Origin of the sequence: Halomonas litopenaei, assembly GCF_017303055.1 — a bacterium.
Taxonomy (GTDB): domain Bacteria; phylum Pseudomonadota; class Gammaproteobacteria; order Pseudomonadales; family Halomonadaceae; genus Halomonas; species Halomonas litopenaei_A.
This window is the reverse complement of record NZ_JAEKJT010000008.1, coordinates 49,404-73,032: the sequence shown is the minus strand read 5'-3', so window position 1 is coordinate 73,032 and position 23,629 is coordinate 49,404. Positions and strand designations below refer to the sequence as shown.

At 61.1% G+C, this 23,629-nt stretch carries 11 protein-coding genes; 7 read left to right on the top strand and 4 right to left on the bottom strand.

What is annotated here, in order from left to right; genetic code table 11:
- The first annotated feature begins 600 nt into the window (after nucleotides 1-600).
- Both JF545_RS15985 and JF545_RS15980 read left to right on the top strand, forming a co-directional pair.
- Nucleotides 601-1,062 carry an Rrf2 family transcriptional regulator gene (locus JF545_RS15985; protein ID WP_206943719.1) on the top strand — a complete coding sequence of 154 codons (462 nt, stop codon included), beginning with the start codon at nucleotides 601-603 and terminating at the stop codon, nucleotides 1,060-1,062.
- A gap of 81 nt (nucleotides 1,063-1,143) precedes the next feature.
- Complete coding sequence (locus JF545_RS15980; RefSeq protein WP_242520917.1) at nucleotides 1,144-1,779, top strand: hypothetical protein; 636 nt, start codon at nucleotides 1,144-1,146, stop codon at nucleotides 1,777-1,779.
- 32 nt (nucleotides 1,780-1,811) lie between these two features.
- On the opposite strand, the gene JF545_RS15975 is transcribed toward JF545_RS15980, so the two are convergent.
- On the bottom strand, nucleotides 1,812-4,700 hold the full coding sequence (locus JF545_RS15975) for a sensor domain-containing phosphodiesterase (RefSeq protein WP_206943717.1): 2,889 nt from the start codon (nucleotides 4,698-4,700) through the stop codon (nucleotides 1,812-1,814).
- A 226-nt stretch (nucleotides 4,701-4,926) separates the two neighbouring features.
- Between JF545_RS15975 and JF545_RS15970 the strand changes: the two genes are divergently transcribed.
- From JF545_RS15970 to JF545_RS15950, 5 genes are all read left to right on the top strand, one after another.
- Nucleotides 4,927-5,550, top strand: coding sequence for a histidine phosphatase family protein (locus tag JF545_RS15970; RefSeq protein WP_242520916.1), 624 nt, complete (start codon nucleotides 4,927-4,929; stop codon nucleotides 5,548-5,550).
- A gap of 587 nt (nucleotides 5,551-6,137) precedes the next feature.
- Nucleotides 6,138-7,400, top strand: a complete 1,263-nt coding sequence (locus JF545_RS15965) for a capsule biosynthesis protein (RefSeq protein ID WP_206943715.1) — start codon at nucleotides 6,138-6,140, stop codon at nucleotides 7,398-7,400.
- 49 nt (nucleotides 7,401-7,449) lie between these two features.
- Complete coding sequence (locus tag JF545_RS15960) at nucleotides 7,450-9,156, top strand: LTA synthase family protein (protein ID WP_206943713.1); 1,707 nt, start codon at nucleotides 7,450-7,452, stop codon at nucleotides 9,154-9,156.
- On the top strand, nucleotides 9,153-16,823 hold the full coding sequence (locus tag JF545_RS15955; protein ID WP_206943711.1) for a type I polyketide synthase: 7,671 nt from the start codon (nucleotides 9,153-9,155) through the stop codon (nucleotides 16,821-16,823). Before JF545_RS15960 ends, JF545_RS15955 begins: the two co-directional genes overlap by 4 nt.
- Nucleotides 16,820-18,127, top strand: coding sequence for an aminotransferase class I/II-fold pyridoxal phosphate-dependent enzyme (locus tag JF545_RS15950; protein WP_206943709.1), 1,308 nt, complete (start codon nucleotides 16,820-16,822; stop codon nucleotides 18,125-18,127). The genes JF545_RS15955 and JF545_RS15950 overlap by 4 nt, the downstream gene beginning before the upstream one ends.
- 411 nt (nucleotides 18,128-18,538) lie before the next feature.
- Here the strand turns inward: JF545_RS15950 and JF545_RS20165 are convergent, their stop codons facing one another.
- The 3 genes from JF545_RS20165 to JF545_RS15935 form a co-directional block, all read right to left on the bottom strand.
- Complete coding sequence (locus JF545_RS20165) at nucleotides 18,539-19,633, bottom strand: glycosyltransferase family protein (protein WP_206943708.1); 1,095 nt, start codon at nucleotides 19,631-19,633, stop codon at nucleotides 18,539-18,541.
- A gap of 103 nt (nucleotides 19,634-19,736) precedes the next feature.
- Entirely contained in the window at nucleotides 19,737-21,332 is a 1,596-nt protein-coding gene (locus tag JF545_RS15940) for a glycosyltransferase family 2 protein (RefSeq protein WP_206943706.1), read from the bottom strand.
- Between the two features lie 1,251 nt (nucleotides 21,333-22,583).
- Nucleotides 22,584-23,627 (bottom strand): hypothetical protein, encoded by a 1,044-nt coding sequence (locus tag JF545_RS15935; protein ID WP_206943705.1) that lies wholly within the window; start codon nucleotides 23,625-23,627, stop codon nucleotides 22,584-22,586.
- Nucleotides 23,628-23,629: the final 2 nt, after the last annotated feature.

Sequence of the window (23,629 nt, the reverse complement as noted above, 5' to 3'; positions counted from 1 at the left end):
TGCCGTCACGGTGGGTCAGTCAGATGTCGCGATTTAGTCATTTATCGACACCTAGGCGATGAAAAAAATAGTGACGCTTTACGCTGTATGGTAGTGAAATCCATCTGGAAAAGGCGAGACCACTGCGCCACAAGTGACTCATTCCCTTACCGACATCCCCCTTCGTACGGCGCCTCCAGCCCCTGCCTGTCCGGCTTTCTCTCTGCTCACTCGCTGATAGCCCAGTAGATTGGCCGGCCGAATAAAGTCTCAATCGTGGTAGCCACATCAGCAGACTTTCTTCCAAATACCCCGAACGAGGTATGAAAACTAAACCAATGCGGTCATCCGAACTCATTAATTCATGTTTCATCTATTTCAAGAAAAGTTCCATGCTACATTCAAATTATAGTGAGGTTTTGATGACATCAAAGATGATGAGAAATCTGCTCACGCTCGAGTAATTGATATAGGTCATGTGCTGTAGGTTTTTCCACGCATTACTTCACTTTCATGCTCCATACCTGCGTTAGTATTGCCCTCCCCTGATAGAGTCGAACCCGATAAAGATCTTCCTCTATCGCTTTCTAACTGCCGCCCTAGGGCGCCGGGATACGACCCATGCACCTCACACGTTTTACTGACTACTCTCTTCGCGTTCTCATGTACTTGGCAGAATCAGGTAATGAGCGCACCACCATCGCCGAAATTGCCTCGCGATTTGAGGTATCTCGCAACCATCTGATGAAGGTGGTCCAGGAACTCAGTCGCCTGGGCTATGTGTCCGCCGTCAGAGGAAAGCACGGAGGGCTGTCGCTCAAGCGTCAACCCGCCAGCATCCACCTGGGCACATTGGTAAAGGATACGGAGCACAGCCTGGCCTTGGTCGAGTGCGATGGGGACGACAGCGCCTGCTACATGGCACCCATCTGTCGCTTCAAGCAGATCGCCAACGAGGCCTTGGCAGCGTTCCTGGAAGTACTCGACCGCTATACGCTGGATGACCTGATGACCACTGACTGCCGCCAGCGACTGCACGCCTTGAAGCTGATTTCGCTGACACCGGAAGCCGAGAGCGCCTGATCGCACCGGCTAAGGCCGGGACAGAGACGCCCGTGAGTGCTAGCCTCCTGAGCTCTGTCTCGAGCGCTGTCAGGAGCTGTCATGCCGTTTTTGCTGTCCCATGCCTTTTCCGTTCACCGGGGTATTCGCCGTGGTGCCAGTCGTCTGCTTGGCATGGCGATCCTGGTAGGCGCGCTGACCAGCTCCCAAACCGTATTCGCCACCAGCTTCAATGTCGCCGACGGACAACGTCACCAACGCTGGCAGTCGCTGACGGCCTCTCTAGGCGGGGAGCGACATGTACGCGCCCTCGAAGACACCAGCTACAGCGATACGCTGCTCAGCATCAATGCCACGGCAGGGCGCTGTGCCATCCATTGGCTTGAGTTGAGGAGCAGCCTGGGTGAACGTCAGTCGCGCAGTGAAGTGGTCAACCGCGTGCCCGTCGATATTCTGGTGGATGAGCAGACCGCCCAGACCGGGACGGCAGTGCTCTCTACGCAGCGGGGCGATGATGGTCTGTATGTCCACGTCGAAGATCTGGACATGCCGCTGCTGGAGTCACGCCTGAGTACCGGCAGTACGCTGCATCTCCGACTGCGCATGACCGAGCAGGAAAGCGACTATTGGTTTTTACGCTTCTCACTGGCAGGCGCCGATGAGGCGCTGTCGCGCTTGAACCGGTTGTGCTCTCAGGAGGCAGGCGACTCCACCGGCTCGCCCTCTATCTCGCCATGACGACCTAGCCTGTACGATCTAGCCTGTACGATCTAGCCAGGACGATACCCTTCGGCGGACTCGGTCTCTGTCAGGGGTCCTCTGCTGGTCTCACCCATCAACCACTGCTGGGCGAACTCTTCGCTGCTCAGTGGACGCGACAGCAGGTAACCCTGGCCATGGTCGCACCCCAGCTCGCGCAGGGCCTTCAGCTGAGCGGCGGTCTCGATGCCTTCGGCGACCACGATCAATCCCAACTGCCGTGCCATGGCGATGATGGTCGCCACGATGGCGTGATCGTTGCTGTCTGTCAGCATATCGCTGACAAAGGACATGTCGATCTTGACCGCCTCCACCGCAAAACGCTTCAGGTAGGCAAGGGACGAATAGCCGGTGCCGAAGTCATCGATAGACAGCGAGAAGCCTCGCTGGCGGAGATCGTCGGTGATTCGCACGGCTTGCTCAGGGTCCTTCATGAAGCCGCTCTCCGTGATCTCAAGCCCAAGCTGTTGCGGCGAGATCCCATAGCGACTGGCAATGTCGGTCAACTGCTTGGCCAGGTCTGGGTCCTCAAACTGTGCGGCAGCCAAATTGACGTGCAGGCGATGCGGCAAGCGCGTCAGCGAAGCGTCCTGCCACTCTTTCAGCTGGCGACAGGCGCGCTCCATCACCCAGCTGCCCAAGGTCTCGATCATGCCACGCTCTTCGGCGATCGTGACGAACTCTGACGGGCTCACCCAACCCAGCTCGGCATCGAACCAGCGGCACAACACCTCGGCCCCAACGAGAGCCCCACTACCCAACGCCACGCAGGGCTGAAAACACAGTTCCAGCCGCTCTCCGGCCAGCGCATCATCGAGGCGCGCAGCCAGCACCAGGCGACGACGCAGGTCACGACCCATTTCCGGCGCGTAGAAACGGTAACCGCTGCGGCTTTCCTTGGCGTGATACATGGCAATATCGGTGTGTTTCAGCAGCTCTCTGGGCCCATCCCCATCCTCTGGGAAGAAGGCAACGCCGATACTCACCTCCACGTTGAAGCGATGACGGTCATGCACCACCGGAGCATTCAGCGCACTGAGCAGACGCCCCACGACCTGAGCCGTGCCGATTTCGTCAGCCCGCTCGACCATGACCACGAACTCATCGCCGCCCAGGCGAGCGAGGGTTCCCTGCTTGCCCAGGCAGGCGCTGAACCGTGCAGCCACTTCCTTGAGTACCTGGTCACCTACATCGTGGCCCTGACTGTCGTTGATTTCCTTGAACCGGTTGAGGTCCAGAAACATCAGCGCGACCCGGTATTGCTCGGTGCGCGCCAGGGCGATGGCACTCTGCAGACACTCCATGAAGTTAGCGCGGTTGGGCAATCCGGTACCGGGGTCAAAGAACGCCAGTCGGCGGATATGGGCGTCGCTGCGTCGCCGCTCCAGCTCCGCCGACGCGCCTGCGGCGAAGATGCGCAACAGGTGCGACACGGGCTCTGGGTCGTGCAAAGGCTCACGAAACAGCACGAATAATGTGCCAATGGCATCCCCGCTGGCGTCTTCCAGGCGGCGCCCTACGTAGGCCTCCACACGGAACCCGATCATCTCCTGGGCACGTGGGTAGCGGTCGCTTACCCCTCGCGCAATCACGTGCTCCAGATCACGAAAGGCATCGTCGCAAGGCAAGCCTTCAAAGCAGTAGTGAAACGGTGCCACCGGCTGACCATCCACCAATCCAGCCAACAAGGTAGCCTGTAGCGGGACACTTTCTTCCACCCGGGACACAAAGACACCGTCTGCTCCCAGAGCCTTGGCCAGCCGACGCACAAACTGAGAAAAAAAGGCGTCATCACTGCGGGCCGTGACCACTTCCGCCATATCCAGCACCGCCTGCTGTGTATGGCGTTGATGCTGGTGCGCACGCATGGCCTGCAGCCCAAACGACAGATTGCCCGCCAGCTCCCTCAATAGCGCCAGCTCACCGTCGCTGGCGCGATAGGGCGTGTCCATCAACAGCACCATCACCCCCCGGCGCCCACTCCCCAGATGCAGCGGCAAGGCGATTTCAGCCCTCACCCCGAAGCGCTGGACCCAGTTGGGGCGGTCTTCCATGTCGGCGTAATCGGCCACCAGGTGCTCTACGTCCTCGCGAAGGGCTCTCCCGCTCGGTCCCTGTCCGTGGCGTCCGTCAGCATCCCAGCTGAAGCTGGCATGGCGCAGCAGCTCATCGGCACCGCCGGCACTGGCCAGCGGCAGAATGCGATGGTCGGGTGCGTCCTGGGCCAACCCTGCCCAGGCATAGCGATAGCTCCCCTGATCAACAGCCAGTCGACAGACCTCTTCAAGTACGGCCATTTCGTCCGTCAACCGGATCACGGCACGGTTAACCAGACGCAGCAGTGTCAGGGCGCGATGGGTTCGCTGCAGCTGACGATTGGTGGCTTCCAGTTGAATCGCGGTAGATGCCAGCTTGCGCTCGGTGCGTTGATGGGAGAGTTCAGCGCCGCAGCGGGCACCGGCAATTCTCAGCACCTCCTCCACCAGATGTTGCTGGCGCAGAGGATGGCGGTACAGCGCCACCAGCACCCCGTGCAACTCTCCATCCGGCCCATGCATGGGAACGCCGGAGTAGGCCTGGGCCTTGAACTCACGCAACCATTGGTCGTCGGGAAAGGCATGACAGACGTCTTCGGTATAGCTGCAGGCGCCACTGACCATGGCGCCATGGCAGGGAGTCCCCGCCGACACGTATTCGATATTCGGCAGGCATTCGCCATCCACATACAACACCAGCGTGCGCAGCCTCGTGCCGTCCCCGACGGGCACCGCCACCACCAGTGCATCTGCGTTAAGAATCACCGCCAGGCGTTCTACCAGATGAACAAAGAAGTCTCCCCCCACTTCGCGAGAGAGGCTGTCGGCAAGGCGCTGAAAGGCTCGGCGGGCGTCCATCTTCATCGGCTGAGCGACCCATCCCTGAATCAGGCATTCGATGTATCGAGAATAGCTGAATTGGGGCAGACATCGCAGTGCGGGTTTCCACGCTATAGGCCATGGTGATGAAAGCTGACGATGCATCCTGTTCTGCCAGCGCCTATGCTGTTGGGTGACACGGCGATGTCACAGACGCTCGCCTACCCCACGCCGTTTCGAGGCAACGCCTCATGCAGCGGGAGCTACGCCCATGGCAGACGCCACTACAGTGGCTCTTCCTCACTGCCACAACCACTATCTGGTGATGCGCCATGGACATAGCCAGGCCAATGCCAGAGGACTGATCGTGTCTTCCCCCACCCACGGCTGCGAGGGCTATGGCCTGTCTGCCAAGGGCGAGGAGCAGCTGCAGCACCGACTCGACAGCTGGCATCTAGCGACACCGACACATATCGTGCACTCCGACTTTCTGCGTACCACCCAGACCGCCGAGCACGTCGGCGCGTATTTCTCGCTCACGCCCACGCCCGACCAACGGCTTAGAGAGCGTTTTTTCGGTGATCTCGACCAGGGTCCGGATAGCGCCTACGCCTCTATCTGGAGCCACGATGCCGAGAACCCCCATCACCACCTTCAAGGCTGCGAGAGTGTCGCGGACGTTGTCCAGCGTATGTTCGCGCTGATCATCGACCTGGAGGCCCGCTTTCACCACCAGACCATCCTGCTTGTCAGCCACGGCGATCCACTGCACATCCTGCTGACAGCCGCCAGCGGGCAGCCACTGTCGGCACATCGTGACCAGCCGCCACTGGCCCCGGCAGATATCCGTCCTCTGATCGTGGGCGCCGATGCCGCTGGCACCACCTCCTCCTGACGCCGTTTCCACGGGTCCCTGACGGGCGGGCGGCCCTCGCCGGTACGTCTCCCACGTGACCAGCACCCTCCCCGACCGGCAGCCCTGTCAGGCTCCTGCCTGTGCACAACACTGTGGACGACACAGAGATGTCCTGTGGAAAAGTCCCAGAAGCGCGATCAACGCCTATCCTGGCCGACAAAAGCTGTGCAGCCATCGGATAGAAGCAGCGACTGTCATGGATCTCGTACTTTTAGCGCCCGATTCTGCGAAGTTCGTACCAAATCGTCACTCGCCCGCATGATATGTTGCGAACCACACCTCTATCACACTCAGAGGCATCGCTCTCAGAGGCATCGTTCTCAGATGCCTCAGCCTCGGCGCAGCCAGCCAAGGCGTTGTGGTCGCTGCCAGGCGTTTCACTGACACAGGACTTTATTGGCTCGCATGATGGAACCCACGTCTCAGCACCGCGGCTTAGCGGTGGATGGCCAATCATCGCGCGCCTTGCTGTTGTCGACGAGTCACTGCCAGGACACGAGCGATCATCTCGCCCTCGGGCTGCGCCACCGATTAGAGCGGCCCGGCAGGTTAGGGGTGCCCAACCAATGACGCTGCTCAGGACTCGCCAGTTCCTGCTGCTACAGGGCCCCTGCTCACCGTTCTTCACACAGCTCAGTCGTGAACTGCTGGAACGTGGGCACGGCGTGCATCTGATAGACCTGTGCGGCGGTGACCTGGTCTACCGCTGGCGGCTGGGCAGTCGTCGGTTTCGCGGCGGGATAACGGACTTCACGTCACAGATTGCCACCTGGATGAGCCAATGGCGGATCACCGACCTTGTGGTGTTTGGTGATCAGCGCCCTCACCATCGAGCAGCGATCCAGGCTGCCCGGCAGCTTGCACTTCGCGTCCAGGTGTTTGAAGAAGGCTACCTTAGACCCCACTGGATCACCTTGGAGCCGGATGGCGTCAACGGCTGCTCCCGGCTCCCCAAGGACCCAGACTGGTTTGTGGAAGCCGCTGCCAGGCTCGGCCCACCGCCCCCTGCACAACACAGCCTCAGTCCCTTCAGGGTGCGTGCCACCCATGACGTCCTCTACCACCTGGCAGGGCTCTCCAATCCACTGCTGTTTCCCGGCTACCGCGGCCACGCTCCTGTCAGTGCACCGCGCGAATACGCCGGCTATCTACGGCAATTGACGCGCAAGCGTCTTGGCCGCGCCAGCGAAGCTCGTCGCCTGAGGGAGTTTCTTGGCCATCCTGGGCCTTACTTTGTGTTGCTGCTGCAGCTGGACAGCGATGCGCAGATTCGCTGTCACTCAGACTATCCCGACATGGTCAGGGTACTGCGCGAGGTACTGCTTTCCTTTGCTCAGTTTGCTCCTCCCGACGCTCGCTTACTGGTCAAGAATCATCCTCTCGATCCGGGGTTGAGTGGCCTTCGTCGGCATACCCAGAGCATGGCAAGGGAGTGGCAGATCGATCATCGCCTGCTGTTCATCGAGGGCGGCGACCTCAATCACCTGCTGCCTGCCGCCCAGGGAGCCATTACCGTCAACAGCACCTCGGGCTTTGTGGCGCTGGAAAATAACTGCCCTCTACTTTCCCTCGGGAATGCCATCTACAACCTGCCGGGCCTGACGCTATCTCGACGTCGGGTACCAGCAGACTTCTGGCATGCACCGCCCCGCCCAGACGGCAAGCTATTCCAGGCACTGAAAACAACATTGCTCCATACCGTTCAGCTCAACGGCAGTTTCTACTGCCGCCCAGGCATCGCACTGGCGGTCCACCACAGCACCCGTCGCCTGTGTACCGAACGCTCTCGACTAGAGGAGTTGCTGTCATGCGTGCCATGCGCTGCGTAGGCCTTGGGTCAGCCGCCGGGAACCGAGGGTTCGGCCAGGATGTCCTGTCATGATGACCTCCGGGCTGGATACACAGATAGCGAGAACAGCACTGTGCCTGGGGCTGCTTGGTCTTCCCCTCGGCACGCTGCTCAGCCTCGCCCTCGAGGCTTCCGATGAACGCGCGCCATCGCGCCAACGCCCTGCGTCCGCCTGGCTGGTCCACATGGGCTCATGGGGTCTTGTCTATTTGCTCTGGCTGGCCTTGGTACAGCGCGGCATGCTGGCCATGGTCATCACCCTTACCCTGCAGTGGGTCGTGCATCGCAGCCACCAGGCCAAATGGCAGAGCCTGAAGGAACCCTTCCTGCTGCAGGATTTCGAGTACTTCCTGGACGCGGTGCGTCATCCGCGACTGTATTTGCCCTTCTTCGGCATCACGCTGGCCATATCAGCGACCCTGGCAGGCCTCTTGGCCATCGCGGCGTTCTGGTGGCTGGAGCCCAGCCTGGTGTCCATGCTTGGCCCTCAGCAGAGCGTGCTGTGGTGGCTTTTCCTGGCCCTGGCGCCGTCAGCAGCTCTGGCGCTGGGCCTGACGCGTTTGCCAGGGGCCAGCCTGGATCCTGTTGCCCATCACCGCAGACTGGGGCTATGGGCAGGCTTCTGGGCCTTCGCGCGCTATCCAGACACACCGATCGATGTCTCTCGCGCCCCCATCTCATTGCGCCAACCTCGACGGATGCACTTCAACCAGCCATCGATCCCGCTGTCTCAGCACACGCCCCCCTTCAGGCCCTCGGTGGACAACCTGCCTCACCTGGTCATCGTCCAGGGGGAGTCGCTGTTCGACCCTCGTCCCTGGTATTCGCGGGTGCCTGCTGAGGTGCTCTCCCACTGGGACCACCTTTGCGCCAGCGCCTTGGCCCATGGGCGCCTTAGCGTGCCCGCCTGGGGCGCCAATACCGTGCGCAGCGAGACCGCCTTTCTCTGTGGGCTGAGCGCTGACGCCCTCGGCATGCATCGCTTCAATCCTTACCACCAGCTGGCTCGCCAACAGGTCCCCAGCCTGGCCAGCGCCTGCTCCCAACTCGGCTACCGGACCCTGGTGCTTCACCCCTATCCGGCCAGCTTCTATCAGCGAGACAAGGTGATGCCGAGGCTAGGCTTTGATGTCTTTGAAGATCTCGACAACTTCCGGCACGAGCGTCGCGACGGCCCCTACGTGGCCGATGCGGTACTGGCAGAGCGTGTCGAACGGGCGCTCCAGGATCCCGATCCCCGGCCGTTGATGGTGTTGGTGATCACCATGGAAAGCCATGGGCCCTTTCTGCTCGAACCTATGCCATCGCCGCTACGTTGGCTGACTCCAGACGCCCGGCGTCCGGACAAGGTAAGTCACGAGCTGGACATCTATCTGCACCATCTGGCGAACATCGACGCCATGATCGGCCACCTCGCCGAGGCACTGACAGGCCAGTCGCGCCCGGGACTGCTCTGTGCCTACGGTGATCACGTGCCTATCTTGAGCGCCAGCTATGACTGGCTCGGCGATCCAGATGGCAAAACACCCTTTCTGCTATGGAGCCCCCAGGGCGCCAGTATTGACCCACAGCCACCGGTGACGGAGCTCACCGAGCTGGCCGATGGCGTGCTGGATGCCGCCTCGGCCCTGGCATATCAAGATGCCGAACGACGATCGTCCGCATCGCCGCACTTCTCGCACGGCATTTCTCCCAACGTGTCTGGCCGCGTACGTCGGCAGAAGGAGTCGCCATGACCCGGCGTGTCGCCATTATCGGAAACGCAGTCCGCTTTCCACAACAGCCCGGCGAGTCTCTATGGCAGAGCCTGCTGGCCGGGCGTGACCTGGTCACGCAGGTGCATCCCTCGCGCTGGGATGCTCGTCGTTTCTATCATCCGCAGCGAGGCTCGCTGGGGACCAGCGTCAGCATGGCCGCCGGGACCCTCGGGGATATCAGCGGTTTTGATGCCGACTTCTTCGGCATTTCTCCCAGAGAAGCTGCCACCATGGACCCGCAGCAGCGTGTTCTGCTGGAATTGACCTGGGAAGCCCTTGAGCACGCCGCTATTCCGGTATCGACACTGAGAGGAACGCGCTGCGGGGTTTACGTGGGGATTTCCAGCCCTGATTTCGCCTATCGGCACACCGGTGACCTGGCGTCACTGGACAGCCTGTCCGCTACCGGAAATACCTTCAGCATCGCCGCCAATCGGCTGTCTTACCTGCTGGACGTCACGGGCCCCAGCATGGCCATCGACACCGCCTGTTCGTCATCACTGGTGGCGTTTCACCAGGCGTGCCAGGCCATTCGCAGCGGTGAGTGCGACACCGCCTTGGCTGGCGGAGTCTGTCTACATCTCCATCCCTTCGGTTTCATCGCCTTCTCGCGTGCGGGCATGCTGTCCCCACGCGGCCGTTGCCGCGTCTTCAGTGACGAGGCGGACGGCTATGTGCGCGCGGAAGGCGCCGGGGTCGTCGTGCTCAAGGCGCTCGACCGGGCGCTGGCCGACGGCGACCCGATCCTGGCAGAGGTGGCGGCGACCGGCGTCAATACCGATGGCCACAAGAGCGCACTTACGGTGCCGAGCGCCGACGCTCAGTCGCGTCTGTTGACCGAGGTCTATGCGCGCGCCGGAATCGCGCCGGCCCAACTCGACTACCTGGAAGCGCATGGTACCGGCACCCCCGTGGGCGATCCCATCGAGGTGTCTGCCATCGGCGAAGCACTCGGCAGGCATCGCTCAACGCCCCTGCCTATCGGCTCGATCAAGAGCAACATCGGTCATGCCGAGACCGCCGCGGGCATGGCTGGACTCTACAAGGCCCTGGGCTGCCTAAGCGCCCGCCGGGTTCCGGCCACGATCGGCATTGAACGCTTGAATCCTGCCTTGCGCCTGGATGACCACAATCTGGAGGTCGTTCGTCATACCCGAACGCTGGCTGCCAGTGGCCCGCTGACCATCGGCATCAACAGCTTCGGCTTTGGCGGAGCCAACGCCCACGTCGTGCTGACCTCACCACCACGCCAGACAGCGCCTACCCAGGTTGCCGTGGCAACTCATCCAATGCCCAACGCACAGCGCTGGCCGCTGGTACTGTCCGCCCATGACGAGCAGGCCCTGGCGGCGCGGGCCGCTCAGCTTGCCGACCACCTTGAGCACCATCAACCAGCGCTGGAGGCCCTGGCCTGGACCCTCACCCAGCATCGTGAACGGCTAAGCCACCAGGCCATCGCGTTGGTCAGTGATCACGAGCAGGCCATGACGGCGCTGCGCCAGCTGGCGGCTACGCCAGCATCAGGGGGCGACGACTCCCCCGATGTAGCGCACAGCGCTGCCGGCCAGCCGCCAGCGGTGTGGCGGCAGCCGCGTCTCGCGGCCCCCCTCGGGCCCGTCTTTGTCTACACCGGCAACGGCTGCCAATGGCTAGGCATGGGACGAGAGCTTTTTACCAGCAGTGGCGTCTTCCGGGATGCCATCGCCAAGGTCAGTGACTGCTTTGCACCACGCGGTGGGTTTTCGCTGTTCACCTTGCTGGCGGAAGGCGACGATGCTGAGCTGCTGAATGACACCCTGGTGGCACAGCCAGCTCTCTTTGCGCTACAGGTTGGCGTGACCGAATGGCTGCGTGCGGCGGGCATAGTACCGACGGCGGTGACCGGCCACAGCGTAGGCGAAGTGGCCGCGGCCTGGGCCTGTGGGGCCCTGTCACTCAGCGATGCGGTAGAGGTGGTATTCCAGCGCAGTCGCCTGCAGAGTCTGCTTCGCTACCGGGGCGGCATGACGGCCATCGCCTGTCAGTTGGACGATATAGCGCCCTGGTTGGAACAGCCTCGCTTCGCTGCCCTTGATCTGGCGGGGGACAATAGCCACGGCAATATCACTCTGGCAGGACCACTGGCAGCGCTGACGGAGCTGGAACATGAGCTTGCCGCCGCCGGTATTCGTCATCTTCGCCTGCCGCTGGACTATCCGTTTCACAGTGCCTTACTGGACGAACTGGAACCCTCGCTGCGGGATGCACTGGGGGACCTGGCCCCTACCCCACCCCAGTTGCCGATGATCTCGAGTGTCAGCGGAACGCTGATCGACGCTCCGCTGGATGCTGGCTACTGGTGGCGTAATCTGCGCGCCCCGGTAAGGTTTCGCGAGGTCCTCGATGTTCTGGTGGAGCGCGGCGACTCGGTGCTGCTGGAAGTTGGTGGGCATCCGCTGTTGAAACGCTATATCGAGGCCCAGTACCGGCTGCATGGTCAACCGGTCCTGCATGTCACTACCCTGGCGCGCACCAAAGATGCCTCGGCGACGCTCGAAGAAGCCTCCGCGAGGCTGTGGCTCAGTGGCGTGCAGGGCAGCTTCGCCGCCTGGTTTGATCGACGCCATGCCCCCGTGGAGCTGCCGCCCTACCCCTGGCAACGTCGCCACCACTGGCCCCGCCCAAGCGGCTGGGGCGACCACTCGCTGATCGCTCGAGAAGAGCATGTGCTGCTGGGCTACCGCCCAGATCCTACGCTGGCCGTGTGGCATCAACGCCTGAGCACTGCCACGCTGCCGTCGCTTGCAGACCACCGTGTCGGTGGCACGCCGGTACTCGCTGCCGCGGCTCAGGTCGAGATGGTGCTGGCCGCCGCTGCCGCACTCGAGGATTCCGCCTGTCTCGAGATCAACGACCTGGAGATCCTCGCTCCGCTGGTACTGGAGGACCCATTGGGACGTCTGACCCGGCTTGAAGTGGATGCCCAGCGTCGTGTCAGCCTGCAGACCCGAGGACTCGACGAGGCAGATCGGTGGACGCCACAACTGACGGCACGCCTGGCACCAAGCTGCCTGGGGCGCACGCTGCAGGAGCCAACTCCCGAGCTACCCGACTCCCCTTCCCAGCTTAGCGGCGAGCAGCATACCGAGCTCACCCAGACCATGGGACTGGACTACCACGGTGACTATCGCTGCCTCGAGCATATCTGGTGTCAAGGTGAGGAGGCCGTGGCCACGCTGGCCATGGTAGAGGACGACACCAACTGGGAGTTGCCTCCCGGTCTACTCGACGGCGCCCTGCAGCTGTGTCTTCCCTTGCTGGGAGAACCCCAGAAACGTGGCTATCTACCCGTGCGACTGTCGCGACTTCAGTTTCGTCGCGGCTCAGGCCAGCCGACACTGGCCAGAGCCGTCATACGTCGGCGCTCCCCCCATTCGTTCACCGCCGACCTATGGCTCTACAACGCCGGTGGCTGTGTTGCCGCCCTTGAGGCGGTGCGTTTTGCCGCCACGCCCTTGCCACGCGGAGTCTCTTCTAACGACACAGGCAGTGTGGAACGACTGACGTCGACCCTGGTCCCCGCGCCACTCTCGCCGCAACCGATCGGCCAGCACGGCAGCCGTCTAGCCGCTAAGCTCGAGGAGGTGATCAACGGCCGCCACGGGCTTGTGCTGGAGGAACTCAGCGTGCTGCTGAATCACCTCTGCGATCGCTGGCTTGCACAGGCCGCCGGCCAGGCTGCAGCCAGCGAGCCGAGGACAGAGCAAAGCGTCGGTATCACAGAAGACAGCGTGGCACACCGGCTCGAGGCCTTGCTCCCGACCACACGCCCCGTCTCAGGGGGTGACTCGCCAGAGCCCCTTTGTCAGGACAAAGCGCAGCTTTCGACCACCGCGGCTAGCGAAGATGGGCAACCTGCGCCCGTCGCGCTGTGGCGGCTACTGCTGGCGGAATATCCTCAGCAACTGGCGTTGCTAGGCCCGCTTGGACGCCTTGGCCAGCACCTGCCGTCGCTGCTGGTCGGGACGCACCAGGTCATCGACGACCTGACTCTGGAACAGCTCCAGCCTGCCGCGGCCAGTCTGATGGATGACGCTCTATGGGAGGTACTGCATCAGCAGGTCCGTGGGCTGGTCGACACGCTGCACCAGGAGCTTCCCTCGTCTCAGCCTGTACGCCTGGTGGAGGCGGGGATGGCGGCCCCACGCCTGGCGGAGGCGCTGCTGCCTGTGCTTCAGCCTAGCCGCATCACGCTGCAGATCTGCGTCTCGGACGAGCTTTCGCGCCAGCGCGCCCAACGTCTGACCGACGCCAACAGCGCCATATCGTTGGCGACATCCACGGCCGGGCCTCCGGCTCAACTGGCTTGGGTGGTCACCACACCCCTCGATCTCGATGCCAGCTTGAAGGCCATCGATCAGGCCAGGGCCCGTCTGGCCGAACAGGGACAGCTGATCATCCTGGCGCCCCCTCCCACCCGCTGGTGGCAAGCCCTGGGTGCACTGTACCCAACCGCTCGTCCGGCCCGACACGACGCCATATGTCGGTATCTCATCGACCATGGCTTTGACATTCTCAGCCCACCATCACGTACGGGTGCTCATCAACCGGCGATCATTCACGCCGTACTGGCAGAGCCCAACACGGCAGAGGCCGCTGCCAACTCCTCACCGGCACTCTGGCTCATCACCGATCAGCGTAGCCAACAAGCAGCGCAGCGCCTGCTGCCGCAGCTAGGGCAAGGAGAAGGGGAAAGGGAAGGAGCAAACCAAGCACACTGCCTGATGCCACGTTGCCTAATGGATAGTGACCTGGCGGCTGAGCTTGAACATCTGACCAGTGACGAGCGCACACGCATTCATCTCGTCGACCTGCGCGGCCTGGCCACAGGCGATCACCCAGCGCCTCTTGCGCCTGCTCCAGCCACTGGCGCTACAGCCACCAGTGCGCAGCAAGAGCCAAGCCTCCCCCTCGATACCCACCGTCGCTGTCTCGATCGGTTGGAACAGCTTAGCCAGCTCGCTCGATTGCCTGAGGTCGCAGCCATGACGCTGGTCACCTGCCAGCTGGCACCGTTGCTGAACGGCGCCACGCCAAGGTCGGCGGACGCGATGTGGTGCACGGCGGCTGATGAGATTGAGCAGGCCGCCGCCTGGGGACTGTGGCGCAGCCTGGCAAATGAACGGCCGAAGGTTCGCTGTCGCGCCGTCGATATTGTCCTGACCGATGAGGCGCTGGAGACGCTTGGCCGGGCACTTGAGCAGGACGATGGCGAAGAGGAAACCGTGATCACTGCCCAGGGAGATCGCTACGCGGTTCGCGTGCGCCGATGGCCAGAGCTCCCCCCGGCTTGCGGCAGGCCAGTGTCCGCGCCTGTGGCGACCGGCGCGAACGACCAGCGCCTGGCCATCAGCCATCCGGGACAGCTATCACGACTGACCTGGCAACCAGCGCTCACCAGCGGCCATGCGCCTGATGCCCTCGACGCCGATCAGGTCAGGGTCAAGGTGCTGGCCACGGGACTGAATTTCCGCGATGTCATGTATGCCCTCGGCATGCTGAGCGACGAGGCCCTGGAACAAGGGTTCTCGGGCGCAGGCCTGGGGCTGGAGTTCTCAGGCATCGTTGAAGCCGCGGGCAGCGGTGTCGAGGAACTGGCGCCGGGAGACCTCGTCATGGGGCTCGGCTCAAACGCTTTCTCCTCCCGCCTGGTCACTGGTGCTAGCGCGTTGACGCGGATTCCTCCTGGCGTCGACCCCATCGCTGCCGCCGGAGTACCCACCGCCTTTCTGACCGCGTTCTACGCGCTGGAACATCTGGCTCGGCTCTCTCCGGGCGAGCGAATACTGATCCATGGTGCCGCCGGAGGCGTCGGCCTTGCTGCCATACAGATCGCCCAGTGGAAGGGAGCAGAGGTCTTTGCGACGGTAGGCAGCCCGGCGAAGCACGATATGCTAAGCCTGCTTGGCGTCACCCACCTGTACGATTCGCGCAGCCTGCATTTCGCTGAACAGATCCTCGACGATACCCAAGGTGATGGCGTTGATGTTGTGCTCAACTCCCTGTCTGGCGAGGCGATTCACCAAAGCCTGCGGGTACTGGCGCCGTTCGGTCGTTTCCTGGAACTCGGCAAACGCGACTTCTACCAGGATACGCCGATGGGGCTGAGACCCTTTCGCCAAAATCTGAGCTACTTCGGCATCGACTCCGACCAGCTGTTGTCCCATCGACCCGCTCTCGCCGGAAAGCTGTTGGGGCAACTGATGGAAGGCTTCCATTCGGGTGCTTTTCACGCCTTGCCATGTACCGTCTTCACTGCAGATCGCGTGGTCGATGCTTTTCGCCACATGCAGAAGGCCGCACATATCGGCAAGATCATCGTGACCGCCCCTGACACGGCCCACCAGAGCGAGCTACCGGACAGCGCTGTCGCCACCGCTCCCGCCTCTCACGTGATCAGGACAGGCGTTGAGCACAGCGACCACGAGCCGGGCTCACTGGCAGAGGATGAGGTCAGTTCTGGAGAACCTTGGCTCGATGCAGCCGGCTGCTACCTGATCACCGGAGGGCTATCGGGGCTGGGGCTGGTGACTGCCCAGCGACTGGTGGACTGCGGTGCCCGCCACCTGATGCTGTTAACTCGATCAGGCGCCAGCAGCGCCGAAGCCAAGGCGGCAGTCGATCGCTGGCATCGCCAGGGCATTACCGTGGAGACTCCCTACGTGGACCTTGCCGATGGCACAGCGCTCGCGGCGCTGATCAAGGACCCGCAACAGCAGCGCCCTCCCCTGCGAGGGGTCATCCATGCGGCGGCCGCCATCGATGACGCCTTGGTGCACCATCTGGAGCGCTCCCACCTGGAGACAACGCTAGGAGCCAAGCTGCTGGGGGCACTGCATTTGGATCACCTGACCCGCGACTGCCCACTGCAGCTGTTCGTACTGTATGCCTCCGCCACCACCGTTTTCGGCAGCCCTGGGCAGTCCGCCTACGTTGCCGCCAATACGGCGCTGGAAGCCCTTGCCGTGAGACGACGTCGGGCGGGCCTGCCCGCTACCTGCCTGAGCTGGGGCATCATCGAGGACACCGGCTTTCTCGCGCGCCATCCCTCCCTTCAACAGTCACTGGCCAAGCGCATGGGAGGCAGTCAGCTGCGTGCCAGCCAGGCGCTGGACCATCTGCAACAGGCCATCAACGAGGATATCGGGGTCGGCGCGGTGATTGGCCCCGTCGATGGCTTGCCCGCCCAGCGCCGCTTTGACGACCTGCGCCAGCAGTGGCAACGAACGGATAGCTCGGAAGCGCCTCTCCCCCACATCGACCTGGCGACCCTGGACGAAAACGAGAGGGTGGAGATCGTGGAAAGCGTGGTACGTCAGCAGCTCGCCAGCATCCTGATGCTCGAGCCGGAGCGGATCGACGGCCACAAGCGTCTCTCTGAACTGGGGTTCGACTCCCTAATGGGGGTCGAGCTGGTGACGGCTATCGATCACCAGCTGGGTGTAACACTGTCTCCCATGGCCCTGGCAGACGCTGCAACGCTCAAGCGCACCGTCAACCTGATCTGCGAACAGGCGATGGGCCCATCCGACACGGTACACGACGAGCAGACCCACCTGGCCCACCGTCACGGTGCCTGCGCGGAGGCCGAGAAGGAGGGGTCATGACGCCTGACGAACGCAAGGCATTCAAGGGACAATGGCTCGATCAGGCCAGGCGGCAGGATGCGAGCCACAGCGAGCGGCCTGGCCGCCAGGATGCCCACCCAGACCTCACCGACTTCAGCACGCTGGAAGGTTACCGCCAGATCAGCATGATGCGCTCACTCGCCAGCGGGGCAGGTGTCGCCAGCCCCTTCTTCCGCTGTCATGACGCCAGAGCGGGGGCCATTAGTCAGCTACAGGGCCGCAATGTCATCAACTTTGCCAGCTATGACTACCTGGGACTGGCAGGAGACTCCAGGGTCATCGCCGCGACGCGTCACGCTATCGAACGCTATGGGACCTCCGTTTCCGCCAGTCGCATCGTGGCCGGCGAACGGCCGTTCCACCAAAAACTGGAGAGCGCGCTGGCCCAGCACTATCAGAGCGACGATGCCCTGGCCTTCGTCAGTGGCCACGCGACTAATGTGTCCACCATTGCCATGTTGGTCGGGCCACGCGATCTCATCGTTCACGATAGCCTGATCCATAACAGCGTGCTCGTCGGCGCCAAGCTATCCGGGGCCACGCGCATGAGCTTTCCTCACAATGATCCCGACGCCCTGGATCAGCTGCTTCGACGCCACCGCCAACGTTTTGAGCGGGTACTGGTGGTGATCGAAGGGCTCTACGGGATGGATGGTGATACGCCGGACCTAACCCGATTCATTGCCGTCAAGCGTCACCATCAGTGCTGGCTCATGGTGGATGAAGCGCACTCACTAGGGGTGTTGGGAGCGACCGGACAAGGGCTGTACCAGCATTGCCTCGTAGCTGCCGCCGGGGTCGATATCTGGATGGGCACGCTCAGCAAGGCACTGGCATCGAGCGGTGGTTACATTGCCGGCTGCCAACCGCTGATCGACACCCTGCGCTATCTGGCGCCAGGATTCCTTTACAGTGTTGGCCTGGCACCGCAGCTCGGGGCCCCTGCGATTCGCGCGCTCGAGCTTCTTGAGCAGGAGCCGTGGCGCGTCACCGCCCTGCAGCACAACGCTCAGCGTCTACTGGCAGGTTGCAGAGCGCTAGGACTAGAGACAGGACATTGCCAAGGCCATGCCATCATTCCCGTTATTCTGGGCGATTCGGCCAAGGCTACCCAGCTCTCTCACCGGCTGCTGGAGGCTGGCATCAATGTCCAGCCAATTCTCTATCCCGCCGTGCCAGAGCGAAGCGCCCGCCTGCGCTTCTTCGTCAGTAGCGAACATACACACGAGCAGATCGACGTCACCCTGCAAACGCTGGGTAGATTGATGGCGACATCGTCATGAAATGGTAGTGATTGAAGGATCCTGACCTTTGTCCCAGCAACGGAAAACCAAAATGATCCAACAAAGAAGCCACCCAAGCCTGTGAGCAGCAACAGCGTGAATGGGGAACCATCAACGTAGGGAGAAGCAGTAGAGGAGAGAGAAGAAAGGGGGAGAAAGCGAGGGGAGGGAAAAAGAGAGAAGAGAGAAGAGAGAAGAGAGATTGAAGTGAGCTTCCTAGGCTTTGTCCGAAAAGTCGACGAGCGAAGGTTAGACAAGGCAAAAATTGGTGAGAAAGCGCAGTTTACGAGGTGTAAATGAGCATTTTGACCGGGCTGGCGTACCAGCCGATTTTTAACGCCGTATCACCAAGCGCAGGCACTTTTCGTACAAGCCCTAGTCAGGCAAGCCTTGAGTATTGCAAACACTTTCCTAGCATTGTCGCTCGCGCCAAAAGGCTTCGTGCCTCGCCGGGTTACCTATATCCGCGGCCTTTTCCAAGGCACGCCTAGCCATGACCTGCATCTGTTCAGGGGACGTCAGCAACCGCTCCAGGGCTTCCTGCCAGGCGAGACCATCATCATCTACCAGCACACCATCCACGCCATCATCGACGATCTCTTGATATGGCGAACGGCGGCTGTAGACACCGACCCCTCCAATGCGAGCAATCTCGAGAAACTTGAGGTGTGACTTGGCGCTGTTAAAGGCTGATGGCCACAGCGGAGCAAGCCCTACGTGCAGGCGCGTCTGGCCGAGCCGTCGCCGATAGGCATGCCATTCCATGGGTGCAAGGATCATGACCTGCTTATGGTCGCGCAGCGGTTCAGGGGTAAATGCCCCCATCGCCACCTCCAGCGAGGCGCTGTCAAACGACGACAAGACATTGACGAGGGCTGGGCTGATCTTTGCAAGGTCCTCTCGGTGGGCTCGGGTACCGTGATATCCCAGCCGCCACTGCCCGTCACCCGGCAGCGGAGTCGCCGCGCCAGGCAATGAGCCTAGAGCCGGCGTCAACACCGTCACCGTCCCGTGGTGGCTACTGAGACGACGGGCCAACCGTTCACTTGCCACCACGACTTCATCAGCCAGGGCCAATAGCCGTGGCACGCAATAGCGGGACAGCAAGGCCATACGCTCGCGATAGGGCGGCGGTAGGCTGGCATCCTCCGCGGCTGCCCCGATGTCATCGTCCAGCAGATAATGCAGACTCGCCAAAAGGCCACGCTGCGACTCGAGCAGCTCAAGCCAGGGGCGAGGCAGACTTCTGCAGACAATGACCTGTGCCCCGGACAACAGGCGCCCGAGCCAAGGCCAACATAGTCTGGGGGTCACCCATCGTCGAGTATTCAATCGAGTCACGTTGGCGCCGGCCTTGCGCAACCCGGGCGCCGCCGTCGCCATAAAGTAGATATCCTCAGTGGGCAGCGCACCATCGCTAAGCAATAGCCATCTTGCTCGGGCGGCGCTCAGGCTTCCCGTTGCATGGCGCCGTCCGACTGCGCCTTTCAGATCATCAGCTTTCACACGCTGGGTTCCCCCCCCAGAAAAGCTCCAGCAGGAAATGCCACGACAGCCAACGTGCCCAGTGTCTCGCCTGACATCGCCCAGCGCCCCGATACGGCCACTATCAGCGTAAAGAGAAGTCTTCATGAACCAGGGTCAGGTTGGGGTTATAGGCGGGGTCATGATCGAGCTGCTCTTTCCAGGTGCTGCGCATATACAGCACCTCACCACTGGCTCTGGCCCGCTTGCTGGCGTTGTCATCGGCACCACGAGACTCAGACTCGTGGTGGTACAGCTCGGCATACGGCGTCCATACATTGCGATAACCGGCAGCGCGGACTCGCAAACAAAAGTCGACATCATTGAAGGCGATAGGCAAGTGGCGCTCATCCAGTCCGCCTACCTGATCAAACAGCGACTTTCGAACGAGCAGGCAGGCCCCCGTCACCGCAGAATAGTTCTGAGCCAGCATCAACCGCGAAAAGTAACCGTTAGCGTGACGACTGAAATACTTGTGGGCATGCCCAGCCACTCCCCCTATGCCAAGTACAACGCCCGCATGCTGGATCGTGTCGTTGGGATAGTAGAGCTTGGCACCGACACAGCCGATATCTGGCCTCACCGCGTGACGTACCATCTCATCTAGCCAATCTTCGTTGATCGGCTCGATATCGTTATTGAGTAGACCGAGCAACTCGCCCCGAGCATGGCGGGCGCCAAAGTTATTGATTCCCGAATAATTGAACGGGTGGTTCCACGCCACTACTCTGACACGCTTATCCGCCTCAGCGACGGTTTTGAGGTATGCCAGCGTTTCTGGACAGCGAGTGTCATTATCGAGAATCAGCAGTTCGAAGTGCGGATAACGGGTGCGCGAGAGAATCGCTTCAACGCAGGGCGCCAACAGATCGATACGATCCTTGGTGGGAACCAGCAGGCTGACCAATGGTAGAGGGTCAGGCAACGGCCAGCGAACTCGGTAGGTATGGGGCAACGGCCCTGGTTCTACCTCAGCCCCGCTGCGGGCCTGTTGCAAATGGTCTGCCACGGCGCGCAGTCCGGCATCGAAGGCGTACTGCTTGGCGTCGCTGCACAAGGCCGTAGAGCCGGGAGAAGCACGCCAGTGATAAAGCACGCGTGGGATATGGACGACGCGATCAGGATCCGCCGCAGCACACACCCTCAACGCAAGATCATGATCCTGGCTACCCTCGAAGCCAGGGCGGAAGCCCCCAAGTTGACGTACCAGTTCGATATCAAACACACACAAGTGAGCGATGTAGTTCTGTGCCAACAGCAGGTCTGGGTTATACCCTGGTTTGAAGTGTGGTTCGCAGCGATAGCCACGGGAGTCGATCTTGTCTTCATCGCTATACATGAGCAGTGGCGCGGGAAACAGGCTGGTAGCCTCAAGCACATAGCTCAAGGCGCACGGCGATAGCATGTCATCATGGTCTAACAAGGCGATGTACTGCCCCTTGGCCATGGATAGCGCCTTGTTGCTGGCTGCGCATACGTGCCCATGCTGCTCGAGGCGTGCGAGCTCGATTCTGTTGTCCCTTGCAGCAAACTCCTCAAGCAGGGCAATCACCTGAGGGTCCTGGGAAGCATCATCTACCAGGCACAGCTGCCAATGGGGGCTGTCCTGCCCCAGTACCGATTCAAGGCATTGACGCAGATGAGCCGGCACGGGGTCGTGGACGGGAACCAGAATCGACACCTGCGGTGTCGTAGGGTGACAGACTCTATGGGCGTCGGCTGCCTGGGCCGCACCAGGCACGTCCCGAGCGGAGAACCTGGGGCCGGCCTGTGAACGGACCAACCGCGACTCCCCCTGAACATCCATACGCCCAAACGATCTCTTGTGCTCCAGCATCACCCGCTGTCGACTGCGACTGTCATCGCGAGATCGCGCCCCCCCCGCCTTCCTTTTCGACTGACGGGTTCTTGAACGATCACGTGCGCGGGAGCCACGGAGCCCCTCGGTACCGGCGCGAATTTCCCCAAAATCGGCCTGTCGGCTGGTCGTCCGCCAATTCTGGCGATAGATGACCTCTCCAGCCTTTACCGCCTCACGCGCTGGCAGTGGAGGATGGGCATCTTGCTGCCTGACCGTCTCTTCATCCCGCCTTTCCGCCCGTCCATCCACCCTTTCGAGGTCATATAGGTTGCCCTCACCCATTAGCGTGGCGGACCGAGCCACAACACGATGAACAGGAGAAATCACTGGCCCAACAGGCCAAGAAGATACGCTAGTATCCTGCTCGTCTAGACGCTCCCACGCCTCCTCCCAGCCACGTTCGCGTAACCACTGGGGATAGCTTTGACCCGAACACATCCACTCAAACGTCTCTTCGTAGTCAGCCAAAGCCAATTCACGCCAGTGCCGCCGCTCCAACCTGGCGCGCTGACGACAGCCTTGTATCACACTTGCCCGTGGGACATTTCGCCAACGATGATGCATGTTCACCAGTCGCTGACTCAGACGATCATGGGCAAACCAGGGTGTCAGCCAGACGATACGAAAATGTCTGACGGCAAAGCGACCAGGCGAATCAAGAGGATCAAAGCGTAGGCGTTTCAGCCATCCTTTGACATACACGAGACGCTTACTGATGCGCCCGTTTCGCAAGGGCACTACGAGTGACTCCTCTTCACTGAAGCCACTACCAGTATCAAAATACAGACGTACTAGCGCGTGCCGCTGATCATGGTCCAGGTCGAGTTCAACCATATGCCACCCGGGAAGGGGCAAGTGCCTGCGCTGAAGAAACTGGGGATCATCATCCAGAGCCTCCCATTGCCAGTCGAGACGACCGTTCCCGAGCTTTCCCAAACCACTCCAAGGCCGCCAATACCGCTGAGGGTGGACGATAAAGTTCGCTCGCTCAAGAAGTCGTAACACCACCGAAGACGTACTATCCTCACTCATGCTGCGTGCTCAAGTCTGCAGATAGTCTTATGCTCCACGTCAATGTGGTGCCGCTATTCGGTAAGGTTCGATGGGGAAACATTGACCGGTATCTGCGACTCGACACTGCACTTCATCACCCGCTGATAACTTGATCGCCACCTTGAACCCTACACAACCGCTTCTCGGTGCTAACCAGTTCTGCACGTCATCACAAGGCTGCATAGCAGGCACCGTAACCGCTCGCTCGCCATTGACCAAAACATCAATCACCACGGGGTCATCCGCGTCCGTCTCCCACCAAGCCCAACCTGATACGCTCTCTGTATTACAACAAGTCATCTTACAATGGGAATAGCGCAGGTTACGCCGGTAAAGTTCCATACGCATGTCGAATAGTTTGCAACAGTGCTGATAGAGTTCTACCTCCTGCGCATTTATCTGATAGAAATCTCGCTCATCCTTGGGCTCAATCTCATGACGTGCTCCTAACTGACGACTAGAAAGGTTAGCCTCCTTAGGGGGGATATCTATATCGTAGCGGGTATTTATCAGTTCAAGACTTTCGGAATATCGCTCTGTCAATCCGATAACCCCCAACGCTTCAGGATCTACACCGTTAAGGATCGTCTTCTGTCGATTGACAAAACTATGCAAGCGAATGAACTCAGAAAAGGATCCCTTATACCGATCATGTCGCTGAAAATGCCAGTATTCAGAGGCGGCTCGTTGGAGGGGCTCACGAAGAAACGTCAAGGCCTGAGTCGCCCCGAAGACAGGAATGTATTTGGTGGCTTCAACGTGGCCAGCCACAACCTTAGCCTGTATATCGAGACACCCCCGATAAAACTGCCACGCATCCTCACGTCCTTCATAAATAAACTCACGAACTAGTGGGTGCGTAGTCAACGAATGCGAACCATAATCATATATAATTGACTGTTCACCAAGAGCCTGCTGCATCCCTAAACGAAAGCTAGTCCCTGCCGTCTTTGGTATGTGAATAAAAAATAACGGGCTCACAGCCACCTCTCTGAATACGAAGTATTTTCTCATGCAGCGTAAAACAGCACACATTATGCCATTGAGGAGGTAACGTGACATTC